The organism is Streptomyces sp. 3MP-14, from assembly GCF_006334905.2.
Taxonomy (GTDB): domain Bacteria; phylum Actinomycetota; class Actinomycetes; order Streptomycetales; family Streptomycetaceae; genus Streptomyces; species Streptomyces triticirhizae.
In genome coordinates this window covers 137419-153636 of the sequence record NZ_VDLZ02000001.1, presented here as the reverse complement: position 1 = coordinate 153636, position 16218 = coordinate 137419, and the positions used below count along the sequence as shown (strand labels likewise).

Annotated in this window: 12 protein-coding genes and 1 riboswitch; of the genes, 5 read left to right on the top strand and 7 right to left on the bottom strand. The window is 71.5% G+C overall.

Translation table 11 applies throughout. The features are described 5' to 3' along the window. Nucleotides 1–120 precede the first annotated feature (120 nt). The 3 genes from FH609_RS00665 to FH609_RS00655 all read left to right on the top strand — a co-directional run bounded on the left by FH609_RS00665 (nucleotide 121) and on the right by FH609_RS00655 (nucleotide 5529). Nucleotides 121–1554, top strand: coding sequence for a DUF2079 domain-containing protein (locus tag FH609_RS00665; protein ID WP_139665763.1), 1434 nt, complete (start codon nucleotides 121–123; stop codon nucleotides 1552–1554). 241 nt (nucleotides 1555–1795) lie between these two features. Next, nucleotides 1796–1941, top strand: a riboswitch (cobalamin riboswitch). Between the two features lie 118 nt (nucleotides 1942–2059). Further along, complete coding sequence (locus tag FH609_RS00660; RefSeq protein ID WP_139665764.1) at nucleotides 2060–4465, top strand: ribonucleoside-diphosphate reductase subunit alpha; 2406 nt, start codon at nucleotides 2060–2062, stop codon at nucleotides 4463–4465. A 71-nt stretch (nucleotides 4466–4536) separates the two neighbouring features. Continuing rightward, on the top strand, nucleotides 4537–5529 hold the full coding sequence (locus FH609_RS00655) for a ribonucleotide-diphosphate reductase subunit beta (RefSeq protein ID WP_139665922.1): 993 nt from the start codon (nucleotides 4537–4539) through the stop codon (nucleotides 5527–5529). 79 nt (nucleotides 5530–5608) lie between these two features. Here FH609_RS00655 and FH609_RS00650 read toward each other — a convergent pair whose 3' ends face one another. The 6 genes from FH609_RS00650 to FH609_RS00625 form a co-directional block, all read right to left on the bottom strand. Then, nucleotides 5609–6343: a D-Ala-D-Ala carboxypeptidase family metallohydrolase gene (locus FH609_RS00650; protein ID WP_139665765.1), complete on the bottom strand. Its 735-nt coding sequence runs from the start codon at nucleotides 6341–6343 to the stop codon at nucleotides 5609–5611. A 134-nt stretch (nucleotides 6344–6477) separates the two neighbouring features. After that, complete coding sequence (def, locus tag FH609_RS00645; protein WP_139665766.1) at nucleotides 6478–7101, bottom strand: peptide deformylase; 624 nt, start codon at nucleotides 7099–7101, stop codon at nucleotides 6478–6480. Between the two features lie 149 nt (nucleotides 7102–7250). After that, entirely contained in the window at nucleotides 7251–8243 is a 993-nt protein-coding gene (locus tag FH609_RS00640) for a tetratricopeptide repeat protein (protein WP_139665767.1), read from the bottom strand. 269 nt (nucleotides 8244–8512) lie between these two features. After that, the gene (gene rsrA / locus FH609_RS00635) at nucleotides 8513–8827 is read right to left on the bottom strand and encodes a mycothiol system anti-sigma-R factor (protein ID WP_139665768.1); all 315 of its coding nucleotides are present in this window, start codon (nucleotides 8825–8827) and stop codon (nucleotides 8513–8515) included. After that, nucleotides 8824–9474: a sigma-70 family RNA polymerase sigma factor gene (locus FH609_RS00630; protein WP_193317765.1), complete on the bottom strand. Its 651-nt coding sequence runs from the start codon at nucleotides 9472–9474 to the stop codon at nucleotides 8824–8826. The genes rsrA and FH609_RS00630 overlap by 4 nt, the downstream gene beginning before the upstream one ends. A gap of 306 nt (nucleotides 9475–9780) precedes the next feature. Then, nucleotides 9781–10599 (bottom strand): SOS response-associated peptidase, encoded by an 819-nt coding sequence (locus FH609_RS00625; RefSeq protein WP_139665770.1) that lies wholly within the window; start codon nucleotides 10597–10599, stop codon nucleotides 9781–9783. A 208-nt stretch (nucleotides 10600–10807) separates the two neighbouring features. On the opposite strand from FH609_RS00625, the gene FH609_RS00620 reads away from it, so the two are divergent. Continuing rightward, nucleotides 10808–11668 (top strand): hypothetical protein, encoded by an 861-nt coding sequence (locus FH609_RS00620; RefSeq protein ID WP_139665771.1) that lies wholly within the window; start codon nucleotides 10808–10810, stop codon nucleotides 11666–11668. A 279-nt stretch (nucleotides 11669–11947) separates the two neighbouring features. Here the strand turns inward: FH609_RS00620 and FH609_RS00615 are convergent, their stop codons facing one another. Further along, nucleotides 11948–14017, bottom strand: a complete 2070-nt coding sequence (locus tag FH609_RS00615) for a glycoside hydrolase family 48 protein (protein WP_139665772.1) — start codon at nucleotides 14015–14017, stop codon at nucleotides 11948–11950. Nucleotides 14018–14596: 579 nt separating this feature from the next. On the opposite strand from FH609_RS00615, the gene FH609_RS00610 reads away from it, so the two are divergent. Further along, complete coding sequence (locus FH609_RS00610) at nucleotides 14597–15991, top strand: glycoside hydrolase family 6 protein (protein ID WP_139665773.1); 1395 nt, start codon at nucleotides 14597–14599, stop codon at nucleotides 15989–15991. Nucleotides 15992–16218: the final 227 nt, after the last annotated feature.

Sequence of the window (16218 nt, the reverse complement as noted above, 5' to 3'; positions counted from 1 at the left end):
CTCCCGGAACGCGGGACCGCCGGGGGCCGAGATGTGCGAACCAACCGGCCTCGCCTAGCGTTTCTGTCTGTTGAGGCCGTCGCGAGACCTTCGCGCACGGTCGGCGGGCGAAGGAGGGGCATGGCGACCATCGAGCGGGACCTGGCGGGCGAGGCCGAGGCGCCGCCGGCCGGGCCGGGCCGCCGACCGCCCGGGGCGCGCGACCCCTATCTGCTGGCCGGCGTGCTCTTCGCGCTCTACACGGTGCTCTCCGTGGGGCGCTACCGCGACCTGCGGACCCGCTCCTGGGACCTGGGCATATTCGAGCAGGCCATCGCCTCCTACGCGCGGCTGGACCAGCCGGTGGCCGACCTCAAGGGCCCCGGATTCCTCATCCTGGGCGACCACTTCAGCCCGGTCACCGCGCTGCTGGCCCCGTTCTACCGGGTCTTCCCCAGCCCGGTGACGCTGCTGGTGGCGCAGGCGGCGCTGTTCGCGCTGGCGGCGGTGCCGGTGACCCGGGTCGGCATCGCGCTGCTCGGCCGGGCGCGCGGGCTGACGGTCGGGGTGGTCTTCGGGCTCTCCTGGGGCGTGCAGCAGGCCGTCGACTTCGACTTCCACGAGATCTGCTTCGCCGTGCCGCTGATCGCCCTCGCGCTGGAGGCGCTGCTGCTGACGCGGTGGCGGGTGGCGTTGGCCTACGCGCTGCCGCTGGTGCTGGTGAAGGAGGACCTCGGGTTGACGACGGCCGCCATCGCGTTGGTGGTGGCGCTGCGGTCACGCGACCGCGACCCCGGGGCGGCGCGGGCGGCCTGCGCGGCGGCGGTGCTCGGGGCGGCGCTGTGCGCGCTGACGCTGCTGGTGCTGATCCCCGCGTTCAACAACGCCGGGGACTACGACTACTGGACCAAGCTCAGCGAGGAGGGCGGCGGGGGCGGCCCGTTGGGCGCGCTGCTGGACGGGATCGGCGAGAAGGCCAGGACCCTGCTGTGGCTGCTGCTGCCGACCAGCGGGCTGCTGGCGTTGCGCTCCCCGCTGCTGCTGGTGGCGCTGCCGACGCTGGGCTGGCGGTTCGTCTCCCACGAACCGCACTACTGGGGCACCGACTTCCACTACAGCGCGGTCCTGATGCCCGTGGTGGCCCTGGCGCTGGTGGACGCGCTGGCCAACTCCGGGCGTTCGCAGCGGCGTTGGCTGCGGGACTACGCGCGCTTCCTCCCGGCCGGGCTGCTCGGGGCGACGCTGGCGCTGAGCCCGTCGCTGCCGGTGGCGCAGCTGACCGAGGCGGAGACCTGGCGTCACGGCGAGGTGGCCAGGGCGGCGGAACGGGTGCTCGCCGCCGTCCCCGACGACGCCGAGGTGGCGGCCAACGTCCGGCCGATCGCCCAACTCACCGGCCGCTGCCGGGTGTTCTGGATCGGCGATCCCCATGTGCCGGCCCCCGACTATCTGGCCTACCACGGCCCCGGCATGTCCCCCACCGGCATGGTGCGGCGCGCCGCCCAGCTCTACCCCGAGGCGGAGTACGCGATCGTCGAGCACGGCGCCGGCTACTTCGTGCTGCGCCGGGAGTAGCCCGGGAACCGGGGGTGACCCGGGAACGACCGCGCGGCGACCCGGGAAAGCCCCCGGAGCGACCCGGCGGCGCGACACGCCCCGGCCCCGTGGCGCGGGTTTCGGAACGCGGAACGCGTCGCAACCGCACACGCTCCGGGGGCGTCCCCGGTGCCCACCGGGCCCGCGAGCCCCGTGGGCGTTCGCAGGTGAACGCGCCATGCGACGAGACGGAGAACACAACATATGGGGCTGCTCGTTGGGAGCGGCACAAGATGTATGCTCGACCTCGCTGTCGCCGCAGGGGAATCCGGTGGGAATCCGGAGCTGTCCCGCAACGGTGTGTCATGGCCTGCTTTGCTTTCGCCCTGACGAGTCCGAATGCCTGCCGACGGCTGATCACGTCCAAGCCCCGAGGGCTGGGCCGAGGGACGCGGTGCGGTTGAGCCATGCCTGGCACAGCCCTGCGCGCGTGTCGCTCGCGCCCGGCTCGCGGAGCGCATCGCGTCCCGAGGGAGAGCACCGAGTGACCATCGCACCCGCCGCCCCCGCAGAGCCGGCCTCAGCGGCGTTGCCCCGCATCCTGGCCGACCTCACCGCCGACCTCCCGGCCGCCGACCCCGCGCGGGTCGCCGCCGCCGTCGAGCGGGGCCGCCATCCGGGTTCCGACGAGGCCGAGTTGCGGGAGTTGGCCATCGAGGCGGCGGCCGGGTTGATCGCCGAGGAGCCCGCGTACTCGCGGCTCGCCGCCCGGCTGCTCACCCTGGCGATCCGCGAGGAGGCCGCCGGGCAGGGCGCGGTCACGTTCGCCGAGTCCATCGCCGTGGGCCACCGGGAGGGGCTGATCGGCGACGCCACGGCGGCCTTTGTCCGGGTCCACGCCGAGGAGTTGAACGCGCTGCTGGCCCGCACCGTGGCCGAGGGCGCCGACGACCGCTTCGAGTACTTCGGGCTGCGCACCGTCCAGTCGCGCTATCTGCTGCGCCACCCCATCACCCGGCGGGTGATCGAGACCCCGCAGCACTTCCTGCTGCGGGTGGCCTGCGGCCTGGCGCCGGACGAGACGGCCGACGCGCTGGCGCAGGTCGCCGAGCTGTACCGGCTGACCAGCTCGCTGGCCTATCTGCCGTCCTCGCCGACGCTCTTCAACTCCGGCACCCGGCATCCCCAGATGTCCTCCTGCTATCTGCTGGACTCGCCCGCCGACGAGCTGGACTCGATCTACGAGCGCTACCACCAGATCGCCCGGCTCTCCAAGCACGCCGGCGGCATCGGCCTCTCCTACAGCCGGGTGCGGGCCAGGGGTTCGCTGATCCGGGGCACCAACGGCAAGTCCAACGGCATCGTGCCGTTCCTGCGCACCCTGGACTCCTCCGTGGCGGCGGTCAACCAGGGCGGCCGGCGCAAGGGCGCGGCCTGTGTCTACCTGGAGACCTGGCACGCGGACATCGAGGAGTTCCTCGAACTGCGCGACAACACCGGCGAGGAGGCCAGGCGCACCCACAACCTGAACCTCGCGCACTGGATTCCGGACGAGTTCATGCGCCGGGTGGACGCCGACGCCGACTGGTCGCTCTTCTCGCCGGTGGACGTGCCGGAGTTGACGGACCTGTGGGGCGCGGAGTTCGACGCCGCCTACCGGGAGGCCGAGGCCCGCGGCCTGGCCCAGCGCACGGTGCCGGCGCGGCAGCTCTACGCCCGGATGATGCGCACCCTGGCGCAGACCGGGAACGGCTGGATGACGTTCAAGGACGCCGCCAACCGTACCGCCAACCAGACCGCCAGGCCGGGCAACGTGGTGCACAGCTCGAACCTGTGCACCGAGATCCTGGAGGTCACCGACGACGGCCAGACCGCCGTCTGCAACCTGGGCAGCGTCAACCTCGCCGCGCACCTGGGCGAGAACGGGGCGATGGACTGGGAGCGGCTGGACGCCACTGTGCGCACCGCCGTGCTCTTCCTGGACCGGGTGGTGGACATCAACTTCTACCCGACCGGGCAGGCCGAGGCGTCCAACTCCCGCTGGCGGCCGGTGGGTCTGGGCGTGATGGGCCTTCAGGACGTGTTCTTCCGGCTGGGCCTGCCGTTCGACTCGCCGGCGGCCCGCGAGCTGTCCACCCGGATCGCGGAGCGGGTGATGCTGGCCGCCTACGAGACCTCCGCCGAGCTGGCGGAGCGGCACGGCCCGCACGCGGCGTGGGAGGACACCCGCACCGCCCGTGGCGTGCTGCACCCCGACCACTTCGCGGGCGTCGCGCACGCCTGGCCGGAGCGCTGGGAGGCGCTGCGCGCCCGCATCGGCCGGGTCGGGATGCGGAACTCGCTGCTGCTGGCCATCGCGCCGACCGCCACCATCGCCTCGATCGCGGGCGTCTACGAGTGCATCGAGCCGCAGGTCTCCAACCTGTTCAAGCGGGAGACCCTCAGCGGTGAGTTCCTCCAGGTGAACACCTATCTGGTCGCGGAGTTGAAGCGGCTCGGCCGCTGGGACGAGGCGACCCGGCAGGCGCTGCGCGCGGCCAACGGCTCCGTGCAGGACGTGCCAGGCCTGCCCGAGACGGTGCGGGACCTGTACCGCACGGCCTGGGAGATCCCGCAGCGTTCGCTGATCGACATGGCGGCCGACCGCACCCCCTACCTGGACCAGAGCCAGTCGCTGAACCTGTTCATGGCGTCGCCGACCATCGGCAAGCTCAGCTCGATGTACGCCTACGCCTGGAAGCGCGGCCTGAAGACCACCTACTACCTCAGGTCGCGGCCGGCGACCCGGATCGCCGCCTCCGCGCGGTCCAGCGCGGCGGCCGTGCCCGTTCCCTCTCCCGAGCCGGTCACCACTCCGGTGGCCGTCTCCGTCACCGAAGACCTGTCCGTCCCCGAGCAGGCCGTCGCCTGCTCCCTGGAGAACCCCGAGTCCTGCGAGGCCTGCCAGTGAGCGTCCCCACCCAGAACACCCGCGAGAACACCCCGTCGGCCGAGGGCGCCGGTGCCGCCGGCCAGAAGAACCTGCTCGACCCCGGCTTCGAGCTGACCCTGCGGCCGATGCGCTACCCGCAGTTCTACGAGCGCTACCGGGACGCCATCAAGAACACCTGGACCGTGGAGGAGGTCGACCTCCACTCCGACGTGGCGGACCTGGCCAAGCTGTCGCCGGGTGAACAGCACCTGATCGGGCGGCTGGTGGCGTTCTTCGCGACCGGCGACTCGATCGTGGCCAACAACCTGGTGCTCACCCTCTACAAGCACATCAACTCCCCCGAGGCGCGGCTGTACCTGTCCCGGCAGCTCTTCGAGGAGGCGGTGCACGTCCAGTTCTATCTGACGCTGCTGGACACCTATCTGCCCGATCCGGACGAGCGGGCCGCCGCGTTCGCCGCCGTGGAGAACATCCCGTCGATCCGGGAGAAGGCCGAGTTCTGCTTCCGCTGGATGGACTCCGTGGAGGACATGCGGCGCCTGGAGAGCAGGGCGGACCGGCGGCGGTTCCTGCTCAACCTGATCTGCTTCGCCGCCTGCATCGAGGGGCTGTTCTTCTACGGGGCGTTCGCCTACGTGTACTGGTTCCGCTCCCGTGGGCTGCTGCACGGCCTGGCCACCGGCACCAACTGGGTGTTCCGGGACGAGAGTATGCACATGGAGTTCGCGTTCTCGGTGGTGGACACCGTCCGCCGGGAGGAGCCCGACCTCTTCGACGAGGAGCTGGGCGGGCAGGTCACCGAGATGCTCCGCGAGGCGGTCGAGGCCGAGTTGCAGTTCGCGCGCGACCTGTGCGGCGACGGGCTGCCGGGGATGAACACCGCCTCGATGCGCGAGTACCTGGAGTGCGTGGCCGACCAGCGGCTGGTGCGGCTGGGACTGAAGCCGATCTACGGCTCGCAGAACCCGTTCGCCTTCATGGAGTTGCAGGACGTCCAGGAGCTGACCAACTTCTTCGAACGGCGCCCCTCGGCCTACCAGGTCGCCGTGGAGGGCAACGTCTCCTTCGACGACGACTTCTGAGGACGGCCCCTCGACGGGGACCGTCCCGTGGCTGGGTGCGGCCGGCGCGTTGCGACGCGCCGGCCGCACGGCCGGGTGCTCAGATGCCGCAGCTGGGGGCCGACCAGTAGCGGCTGCTCATGCTGCCGAGGTGGGCGTGGTCGTTGTGACCGGGGTAGCCCGGGCCCAGGATCTCGTTGAAGCCGTGGTAGCGGGCCTGCTGCACGATCTGGCAGAAGGTCGGCGAGCCGACCAGGTCGATGCCGCGACCGTAGAGGTGGTTGCTGTTGGCGGCGCCGCCGACCGCGCTGTTGCAGGAGTAGGAACGGAAGCCGCTGCTGGTGTTGAGCGGGCGGTCACCGAGCGCGTGGCGCAGGGCCTGGAGCTTCCACATCTGCTGGAGCGCGTTGGCCCGGGCGGCCGATGCGCTGACCGCACCACCTGACCAGTCCGAGTTGCAGCGGTTCATCTCGGCGTAGGTGAAGTTGACCGGGGTGCAGTCGTTGTCCTGCAACTCGTAGATCTTGTTCTGGGTCTGCGGGCCGGCGATGCCGTCGGCCGACAGGCCGTAGGCCTGCTGGAAGCGGGTGACGGCGGCGGCCGTGGCCGGGCCGTACTGCCCGTCGATCGCCAACACCGCGCCGTAGCCCGGGTAGCCGGCGACGCGGATCTGGAGCTGACGGACGTCCTCGCCGCTGCTGCCCTGGCTGAGGGTGCGGTTCCAGGTGTAACAGCCGTCCGCCTGCGCGGTTCCGGCCGTGGCGACCGTACCGACCAGGGCCGCTGATGCGACCATGACAACAGTGAGCAGAACTCTCACGAAACGTCTGAACATGGTGCCTCCGAGGGGGGAGAGGGAGGGACGCAACGAGAGTGCCCGAGGTTGTCAACGCGCGTCAACTCCCCCCGGAGCGCCAGTGGTTGAGCCCACTGGCGCTCGGGGAAACGCGGGGGAAGAGGTTCGCCTGGTCAGTCCTCGTTGGGAACGGTCTCGTAACGCGGCGTTCCCTCGGCCATCATCTTCAGCGCGTTCTTCCGGTCCCGCTTGGAGAGCCGGTCGATGTAGAGCCGGCCGTAGAGATGGTCCGTCTCGTGCTGGAGGCAGCGCGCGAAGTACCCGGTGCCGCGCACCAGGATGGGCCGGCCCTCGGCGTCCTGGCCGCGCACCACCGCGTAGTCGGGGCGCGCCAGCTCGGCGTAGGCGGTGGGCACCGAGAGGCAGCCCTCGTTGTTGTCGTCCAACACCCGCCGCTCGGCGGGCAGTTCCTCCAGGACCGGGTTGCAGACCACGCCGACGTGCCGCACGCCCTCGTCGTCCTCGCAGTCGTAGACGAAGACCTTGAGGTCGACGCCGATCTGGTTGGCGGCCAGGCCGACGCCCTCGGCGGCGCGCTGGCTGGCGAACATGTCGTCGACCAGCGCGGCCAGCTTCTCGTCGAACTCCGTGACGTCCCGGCACTCCCGGTGCAGCATCGGGTGCCCCACCACCGTGATGGGCCGGACCGTGCCGCGCTCCCGGTGCGCCTGCTCCCGCTCCCCGGCGTCCTGGGTGTCGTCGATGAACTCGCGCTCGTCGGTCTCTTGCTCCGCCATGGTCCGCCGTTCGCCTCTCGGTGCTGCTCGCGGGGCGGTCCCCGCACTGCCGGGACAAGCTTACGGCGCCCCGCGCCGTGCTCTCCCGCGCCCCGGAACGTCCGCGGAACGCCCCCGGAACGCCCTCGCCGCGCCCCCAACGGGCGGGCTCAGCAGACCTCTTCGAGATCCCGCCAGGCGCGCGCGTCGGGCCGGTCGCGGACCCAGCCGTCCAGCAGCCCGCGCACCAGCCCGCTGGGCGCGGCGATCCCGCACTCCCGCTCCGGCGACCAGAGGGCGCCGGCCCCGGTGTGGCCCAACGGGCCGGGGCGGCCGGGCACGCTGTGGTCGTGCGGGTCGTGCTGGGCCAGCCCGTCGCCCTCCTCGCTCGGCATCCGGCTCTCCGAACAGGACCGGCACAGCAGCCGCACCGAGGACGACCAGTCCTCGGCGGCGTAGCCGGCGTCGGAGGCCAGCCGCTCCAGGGCGTTCCGGTCCTCCGCGGTGGCCGCCTCGATCAGCACCACCCAGGTCGGGACGGCCGAGGGGGCCCACAGCTCGATCTCGTCGAAGACCGGGAAGACGGCCGAGCCGCTGGCGACGGCCGTGGTCCGCTCACCGCGCGGAACGCCGTCGTGCAGCACCACCTCGCCCCAGCGGCGGCCCGAGGACGGCAGCGGGATGTTGCGCACCTCGATCCTGGCCGGATCGAGGCGGCGGCCCCACACCACCTCGGCCTCGCCCTCGGGCGAGAGCCGCACGGCCGCGCCGCCCAACTCCATGCCCAGCGGCTCGTCCGCGACGGAGGACGCCCCCGGCACCGGCAGCCCGTACGCCTGCCAGGCGCGCCGGGCCAACGGCCAGTCCTGGAGGGCGGTCGCGGCGATGCCCACGTTCCACCAGTCGGGAGCGCCGGCGTCCTTCTCCAACAGGGCGACGGCGCGCAGCCCGGCGGAGCGCGCCTGCTCCCAGTCGTGCCGGAACTTGTGCAGCAGCGCGAGGTTGAACCAGGACTCCGACAGCCACGGCTCCAGATCGGCGGCACGGGTCAACAGCGCGTCCGCGTCCTCGTAGCGGCCGTCGTCGATGAGGGTGAAAGCCCGGTTGGTGGCCAGCCGCCAGTCCGTGGACGGGCGCTGCCGCACCCTGCCGAAGATCCTCACGGTGTCCCGCCTGATTCCCGCCTCGTAGCGTGCACTTCACAGTTCTCCTGTCCGTCCCGAACCGCATCCAACCATGGGGCGACAGGTGCCTGCTCACAGCATGGGTCAGCGGGGGGCCGCGCGCGAGACGGCGGAAGAGCGCGGAAGACCAGGGGGGTGAAGGGCGCGTGCGCGGGCGGCGCCCCGGCGCGCGGAAACGACGACCGCCCGGGCGCGGGATGCACGCGCTCCGGGCGGTCGATGCGTGGCCGGATGTCAGCGGTCGGATGTCAGCGGTCGGCCTCGGCCCCGGACTCCCGGCGGCCCTCGGCCGAGCCGGGGCCGCAGTCCTCTTCCCTGATCGCGTCGATCCGCTCAAGGACCTTGGCACGGAGGTCGGCCGGCACCTCGTCCTGGCCGCAGCAGCGCTTGACCAGCTTCTTGACGGCCTGCTCCAGACCGTACTTCTCCAGACACGGAGAGCACTCGTCGATGTGCTGGCGCATCTTGTCGCTGTCCCGGTCGGGCATCTCGTGGTCGAGATACTCGTAGAGGTGGTCCAGGACCTCAGAGCAGTCCGTGGCGCGCGGCTCCTCGCCGGTCATGACTCCGAACCCTTCTGCTGCGCCCCGGCCGGGACCAGGCCGCGCTCCCGCGCGTAGTCCTCCAGCATGTCGCGCAGCTGACGCCGACCACGGTGCAACCGGGACATCACCGTGCCGATGGGGGTACCCATGATGTCGGCGATCTCCTTGTACGCAAAGCCCTCGACGTCCGCGAGGTAGACCGCTATCCGGAACTCCTCGGGGATGGCCTGGAGGGCCTGCTTCACGTCGGAGTCCGGGAGGTGGTCGAGGGCCTGGGACTCGGCGGAGCGCAGGCCGGTCGACATGTGCGACTCGGCCCTGGCCAACTGCCAGTCCTCGATGTCCTCGGCCGCGCTGCGCTGTGGCTCGCGCTGCTTCTTGCGGTAGGAGTTGATGAAGGTGTTCGTGAGGATGCGGTACATCCACGCCTTGAGGTTGGTGCCCCGGCGGAACTGGTGGAACGAGCCGTACGCCTTGGCGTAGGTCTCCTGGACGAGGTCCTCCGCGTCGGCCGGGTTGCGGGTCATCCGCAGCGCCGCCGAGTACATCTGGTCCAGGTAGCCGAGGGCGTCGCGCTCGAACCGCGCGTTCCGCTCGGCCTCGGTCTCCTCGGCCCTCTCCGTCTCATCGAACACGCCGTCGTCGGTGCCGGTGACCGGACCCACCTCCCTCGGGTAGCCGCGAAGCCCGAACGCGGGCTCGCTCGACTGGGAGGATAGACGACGAACCGGTCGTTCCGCCGATGTGGAGGCGCCCTCGGCGGCGAGCCGCAGCGTCGCCCAGTCCACCTCGCTGGCGCGCGGGGTGCGCTGCTCGGTGGGACGTGACGGGCAGGCGATGGAACCCATCTGGCGGTCTCCCTCTCTCGCCGCCGGGCGAGTCATGGGTGGTTGACGCGGTCGCCGGGCACAACGCCGAACCGCCCCCGGGTATTCCGGAGCCGCCTCGGGGCCCGGCGTTCCCCGGCCGCCTCAGAAGAGGGTGACCTCCTCGGGGCTGGGCAGCTCGGCCACCAGCTCGGGGCCGTTGTTCCGCACGTTGCTCACGCCGGTGGAGACCGGGTAGGCGCGGAAGGTGCCGGCCGGGGGCGGGGCCAGCAGGGGGCGTATCGCCTCGGGCTCGCGGCGGGCCAGGTCCAGCCAGGCGTCCCAGCGGTCCGGCGGCAGGGCCAGCGGCATCCGGGGATGGATGTCGGCCAGGGTGCGCGGGCCCTCGTCCGCCTCGGCGCGGCCGGGAAGCGGCGTGACCTCGGCCTCGGTGGTCACCACCGTGCAGGTGGCCCACCAGGCGGAGGGGTGGTCGTCGGGCAGCGTCGTGTCCCGCCAGAACTCGTAGAGCCCGGCCAGCGCCATCACCGAGCCGTCGACCGGCGTGACGAAGTACGGCTGCTTGCGGGGGCGCTTGCGCTTGCCCTTCTCCTCCTCCGCACGCTCGGCGTCACCGGTGACCCACTCGTAGTAGCCGTCTGCGGGGAGCAGGCAGCGCCGGGCGGCGAAGGGGCGGCGGTAGGACGGCTTCTCGTGCACGGTCTCCGCCCTGGCGTTGATCATCCGGGCGCCGCCCTCGGGGGACTTGGCCCAGGAGGGGACCAGGCCCCAGCGCAGCTTCCGCAGCTGGCGCACCGGCTCGGGGCCGCGCTCCTTCACCGGGCGCTCCATGACCGCGTAGACCTCCTTGGTGGGCGCCACGTTCCAGTCGGCCGGCAGGGGCTCTCCCGGGTCCACCAGCTCCACGTCGAAAAGTCCGGCGAGATCCTCGGGCCTTCGGCTCGCCGCATACCGTCCACACATGGCGCCCAAGGGTAGCGGCGGGGTCTGACAACGGCCCCCGGCCGCCGCCCGGAGGCCGGCGCGACGTTCACACAACGGCGTTGCGCGAAGGAACAGTTGATGACTCATGGGGCTCGCGTGGCCGTTCCGTCACCATCCCGTGGGTGCGCTTCCACGGCGCTAAGGTGTTCGAAACCCCCACCGGTCCATCGCAACGAAACGGGGACCCATGGACTACTGCGAGACGTGCCGCCGCCATATCAACGGCGCGCTGATCTGCCCCGGCTGCGGGGAGTTGGTGTCCTGGCCGGGGACCGGCACGGACGACACGGACCAGGGTGACCAGACCCCGCGCCACGGCGTCCCCGCCGTCGGCCGGCACGAACGCGAGCACGGGCACGGGCACGGGCACCAGCACGAGGAGCGGCACACCGCGGCGCTCCCCGTCGTCGCCGACACCCGCGACGGCCAGGGCGACCACGAGGGTCACGACGGCCACGACGCCCCGGACGACGACCGCCCGCGCGGCCGCTCGGGCCGGCGCGCCAGCCACGCGGCGGGCGGCCGGGGACGACGCCGCTATCTGCTCGCCGGGCTGTTGGGCGTCGTGGTGCTGGGCGTCGCGGTGGCCGAGGTCGGCGAGGTGGTGCTGCCCACCAGCGACTCGGCGGAGGAGCGCGAGGCGGAGGCGGGCGAAGCGGCCGCCTCGCCCGACGGCGAGACGGCCGACCCCTCCGACCCCGCGCCCGAGCCGACCGAGACCTCGCCCGAGGCCACGACGGACTCCTCCGCGTCCTCCGACGCCACCGAGACCACGGAGGCGGCGGACGCCGAGGAGTCGGCCGAGGCCGAGGCGACCACCGAGGAGCCGCCCCCGGCCGAGCACGGCGGAACCGTCCAGCCGACGCCGACCCCCGACCCCTCCGAACCGTCCCCGCCGTCCGAGCCGGCCGACCCCGGCGACCCGTCGCAGCCGGGCAGCCCCGACCCCACCCCGCCGCCCGGCGACGGGGACGGCTCCACCGGAGGTGGCGGTGGCGGTGGCGGCGGCGAGGACGACGACACCTGCGTGCTCTTCTGGTGCTGGTGACCCCGCGCCACCGACCCAACCGGCGCCCGGCGCCGGCCCGTTGACCAACTGACGGCCGGCGCACGCCCGTTGCGCCGCCCGAAGGAGCCCATGCCGAGGGCCCTGGTGCGCTCTCACCAGGGCCCTCGGTGGTGCGTGGAACCGGCGGGAGGCCGGGGTCGTGCGCGGTCCCGCTCCCGCCGCCTTCACTCCCGCACAGAGGCTACGCCTCCGGGCGGGTGACTATGCCTCTCGACTGCCTCTCGGCCGCCGAACGGCCGCCGCACGGTCGCCTCGCTCCTACGCCTCTTCGCCGAAGAGGTTGGTGTAGGTCGCCAACGCGATCGCGATGTCGGCCTGCGCCCAGAAGCGGTGGTAGGTGAACGTCGGCGCGTCCCCGCCGTTCAGGTACTCCTCCACCTGCGGCCAGTTGGGGTCGTCGTGGTAGAAGGACCGGAGCGACTCGAAGGTCGCGCCGGGCTCGATCACGTCGCCGTTGGGCATGGTGCCGCTGAAGCCCGACGGGATGTAGACCTCGTCGTCGAAGCGGCTGAAGTCCTCGCGGACCTCCTCGGTGGCCACGCCGATGTCGTCGGAGTTGGCCAACAGCGCGTCCAGCAGGCCGGCGGCGGTCTCCTGTGCGGCCGTGTCACCGGTCGCCGCGGCGTAGAACGAGAGCGCGTTGGCCAACGAGCCGGCCACGCCCACGTCCTGCGAGTGGTTGCTGACCTCGACGTGCAGGTCCGCGTTGTCACCCGGGTTGTCCGGGTCCCAGGTGTCCGGCTGGCCGGACCAGGAGAGCGTGGAGGGGATCGCGAAGTCCGCGCCCTCGCCCACGGTCACCTCGGGCAGCACCCAGGCGACCCACTTGTCGAGCACCTCGCCGGCCAGCTCGTCGCCCGACTCGTAGTAGTACTCGGCCAGGCGCTGCATGGACCACGCCTGCATCCCGAACCACTGGTTGGACGGCGGGTCGTGGTAGACCGGGTCCTCGTCGTACCACATGCCGTAGAACGTCGAGGTGTCGGCCGGCGGCTCGCCGTAGGAGCCGTCCCAGCTGTTGTTGGCGCCACCGGCGATGCCGCCCTCGTCGGACTGGAGCCAGCGGTAGAACTCCACCATCCGGTCCAGGCTCTGGCCCCAGTCCTCGCCCGCGCTCGGCGAGTCGGGAACGAGCGCCTCGTCCGAGGAGAGCGCGTAGGCGGCGAGCGGGTTCTGGTACCCGAAGTGGTTGAAGCTGGAGCCGATCCGCCAGGCCCAGCCGGCGGAGGAGTCCAGCGCGCCGCCCCAGGCGTAGTACCAGGACATCAGGTACTGCGAGCTGTTCTTGCCGTTGCCGGCGGGGCAGGTGGTCGGGCCGACGCAGTCGCCGACCTGCTTGAAGTACTTGTCGTACATCGAGTACCGCAGGTAGTCGCCCATCTGGGCGGCCTTCTCCACGGTCTCCGCGACCTGCGCCTGGTTGCCCTGCTCGGAGGCCCACTGGTTGGCCCAGTAGGCGGCCTGCACGGCGCGGGCGTCCGCGTCCGGCGCGTTGGTGTAGCGCCACTGCTGGGCGTACTGCGCGTCGTCGGTGAACAGGTCCAGGTAGCCGTTCTCGCCACCGAAGGTGAAGTCGTCACAGGACGGGTGCGGCACGGTCTCCCACACCGACTCCTGCGGACCGCGCTGGAAGGTGTTGATGAACGAGGGCCCCTCGGCGTTGCCGCCGCACGGGTCGCCCGGGGTGTTGCCGTAGCCGTAGACGTTGTCCACGTCCTGGAGCCAGTGCATCCCGTAGATGTCGTCCGTGCCGTAGGTCGACGACAGCTCGTTGGCCAGCGGGTCCTGGCCGACGGGAACGCTGGGGTCCAGCGTCGCCGGGTAGTTCGACGGGTCGTTGGACTCCGGCGCGTAGGTCGCCGGGGACGAGGGGTTGTAGAAGCTGTTGGTCGGCTGATCCTCCGACCCGGGGATCATGTACTCCTCCATCAGCGCCCAGGCGTCGTTGAACGGCTCCCAGTCACCGGTGACCTGGCCGTACTGCGCCTCCAGCCAGATCAGATAGGAGTAAGCCTCGGACGTGGTCTCGTGACCGTGGTCCGGGGCTTCGACGATCAGCGTCTCGACCGCGTGGTAGGGAATCCCCTCGGGGGAGAAGTACCCGCTGGCCGGGTCCTTGATCTTCGCGTACAGCTCAAGGAACTCGTCCTCGTACTGCTGCACACCGATGCCGCCATCGGCCGTCGGGCTGGCGCTGCCACTGCCGGCCAGGGTCAGACCCAGGGGCAGGGACAGGGCTACGGCTCCGGCGACCCACAGGCGGCGGCTCTTCTTGCGTGATCTCGCTCTTGTTGAAGTCCCGATGGGAGATCCACGTTGGATTCGCATCGAACCTCCTCGCGGCTCGGCGATGGGAGAACGTGCTTGTCTGCGTGCTCACGTGCAGGCCAGTGGGAGCGCTCCCAAGAATCCGAGCATTGCCTGAACACGTCAACCCCTCCAACAAATCCCATGCTTAAGCGGCAGGTCAGCGGCGAATTCTTGAACGACCCCTTGGCGCGGAGGGGTCAGTTGCCCTACGGTCCCTTCAACCAGTGGGAGCGGTCCCAAGCCGTGAAGGGCGCCGAGGACGGGCGCCAGACGAACCGGAGCCGCTTCCGAACACACCCCCAGTCCCCCACCACCCCCACCAGCTCCCAGGAGAGTTCGGCCACCGTCCCGGCCCGCCGCCACGCGGACCGGGAGCACCAGGGACTCCCCAAGTCCCCCGGCCGGTCTCACCGAACGACGCGTGGGCGTGTGACGGGAACGGGGTTCGGCGGTGCCGCTCAGGCTCGTCCGGGCTCTGTCCTCGTCGTCACGGCACGGGTCCGGTGAGCCCACCGGTTCACCTTCCTTGCTTGACGCACGACGGCCCCAACTCGCACGTCCGTTGGGCCGACGCAACCATCTGGAGGAAGTACCGCAATGAGCCGCACCAACCCCCCACGGCACAGAGGCAGGAAGCGGACCGCGCTGGTCGCGGGCGCCCTGCTGGGCGCCGGCGTCATGACGCTCGGCACCCTCAGCATGGCGAACGCCAACGACGACGTCCGGCCGCTCGAGCGCGTCGACAACCCCTACGAGGGCGCCGGCGTCTATGTGAACCCGGACTGGTCGGCCAACGCGGCCGCCGAGCCGGGCGGCGAGGCCATCGCCGACGAGCCCACCGCGGTCTGGCTGGACCGCAGGGCCGCGATCGAGGGCGGCTCGGCCGGCAACAGCACCGGCCTGCGCGAGCACCTCGACAACGCCCTGGTCCAGGCCCAGGACCACGAGAACTTCGTGTTCCAGGTCGTGGTCTACAACCTGCCGGGCCGCGACTGCGCGGCGCTCGCCTCCAACGGTGAGCTGGGTCCGGACGAACTCGACGTCTACCAGTCGGAGTTCATCGACCCGATCGCCGAGATCCTGGGCGACCCGGCCTACGCCGACCTGCGGATCGTGACGGTCATCGAGATCGACTCGCTCCCGAACCTGGTCACCAACGTCAGCCCGCGCGAGACCGCCACGCCCGAGTGTGACGAGATGCTGGCCAACGGCAACTACGTCAACGGCGTCGCGTACGCGCTGGACAAGCTGGGCGACATCCCGAACGTCTACAACTACATCGACGCCGGCCACTACGGCTGGATCGGGTGGGACGACAACTTCGGCGCCTCGGCCCAGCTGTTCGCGGAGACCGCCAACACCGGCGGCGCCTCCGTGGACGACGTGCACGGCTTCATCGTCAACACGGCCAACTACGGCCCGGCGGTCGAGCCCCACTACAGCATCACCGACACCATCAACGGCACCCCGGTGCGGCAGAGCGACTGGGTCGACTGGAACAACTACGTCGACAACCAGTCCTTCGCGCAGGCATTCCGTGAGGAACTGGTCTCCCAGGGCTTCAACTCGGACATCGGGATGCTGATCGACACCTCGCGCAGCGGTTGGGGCGGTCCTGACCGTCCGACCGGCCCCGGCCCCGAGACCGACGTGAACGCCTACGTCGAGGGCAGCCGCGTGGACCAGCGCTTCCAGACCGGCAACTGGTGCAACCAGGCCGGCGCCGGCCTGGGCGAGCGGCCCGAGGTCGCGCCCGCCGCTGGCATCGACGCCTACGTCTGGGTGAAGCCGCCGGGTGAGTCCGACGGCTCCAGCGAGGAGATCCCGAACGACGAGGGCAAGGGCTTCGACCGGATGTGCGACCCCACCTATGAGGGGAACCCGCGCAACGGCTACAACATGTCGGGCGCCCTGCCGGACGCCCCGCTCTCCGGGCACTGGTTCTCCGCGCAGTTCCAGGAGCTGCTGGCCAACGCCTACCCCCCGCTGTGATCGACCCGTCGATCACCGTGTGACCCATGCCCCGCCGGCCGGGTGACCTGCCCGGCCGGTGGGGTACCGGTGGCGCACACCGATGGGAACCCCCCACACACCCGCCCCCGTTGCCTTCCCGGCAGCGGGGGCGCGGTGCGTCGCGGGGGCGCGGTGCGTCGGCGGTGTGTCCGGTGCCGTTCACCCGGTTCAACGTGCCGGGGGCGGCGGGGCGTTGAACGGCGGGC

Coding starts and splice junctions, on each gene's coding strand:
- FH609_RS00615 (WP_139665772.1), bottom strand. CDS start 14,017: ATGCGAATCCAACGTGGATCTCCCATCGGGACTTCAACAAGAGCGAGA.
- FH609_RS00610 (WP_139665773.1), top strand. CDS start 14,597: ATGAGCCGCACCAACCCCCCACGGCACAGAGGCAGGAAGCGGACCGCG.
- FH609_RS00665 (WP_139665763.1), top strand. CDS start 121: ATGGCGACCATCGAGCGGGACCTGGCGGGCGAGGCCGAGGCGCCGCCG.
- FH609_RS00650 (WP_139665765.1), bottom strand. CDS start 6,343: ATGTTCAGACGTTTCGTGAGAGTTCTGCTCACTGTTGTCATGGTCGCA.
- FH609_RS00625 (WP_139665770.1), bottom strand. CDS start 10,599: ATGTGTGGACGGTATGCGGCGAGCCGAAGGCCCGAGGATCTCGCCGGA.
- def (WP_139665766.1), bottom strand. CDS start 7,101: ATGGCGGAGCAAGAGACCGACGAGCGCGAGTTCATCGACGACACCCAG.
- rsrA (WP_139665768.1), bottom strand. CDS start 8,827: ATGACCGGCGAGGAGCCGCGCGCCACGGACTGCTCTGAGGTCCTGGAC.
- FH609_RS00620 (WP_139665771.1), top strand. CDS start 10,808: ATGGACTACTGCGAGACGTGCCGCCGCCATATCAACGGCGCGCTGATC.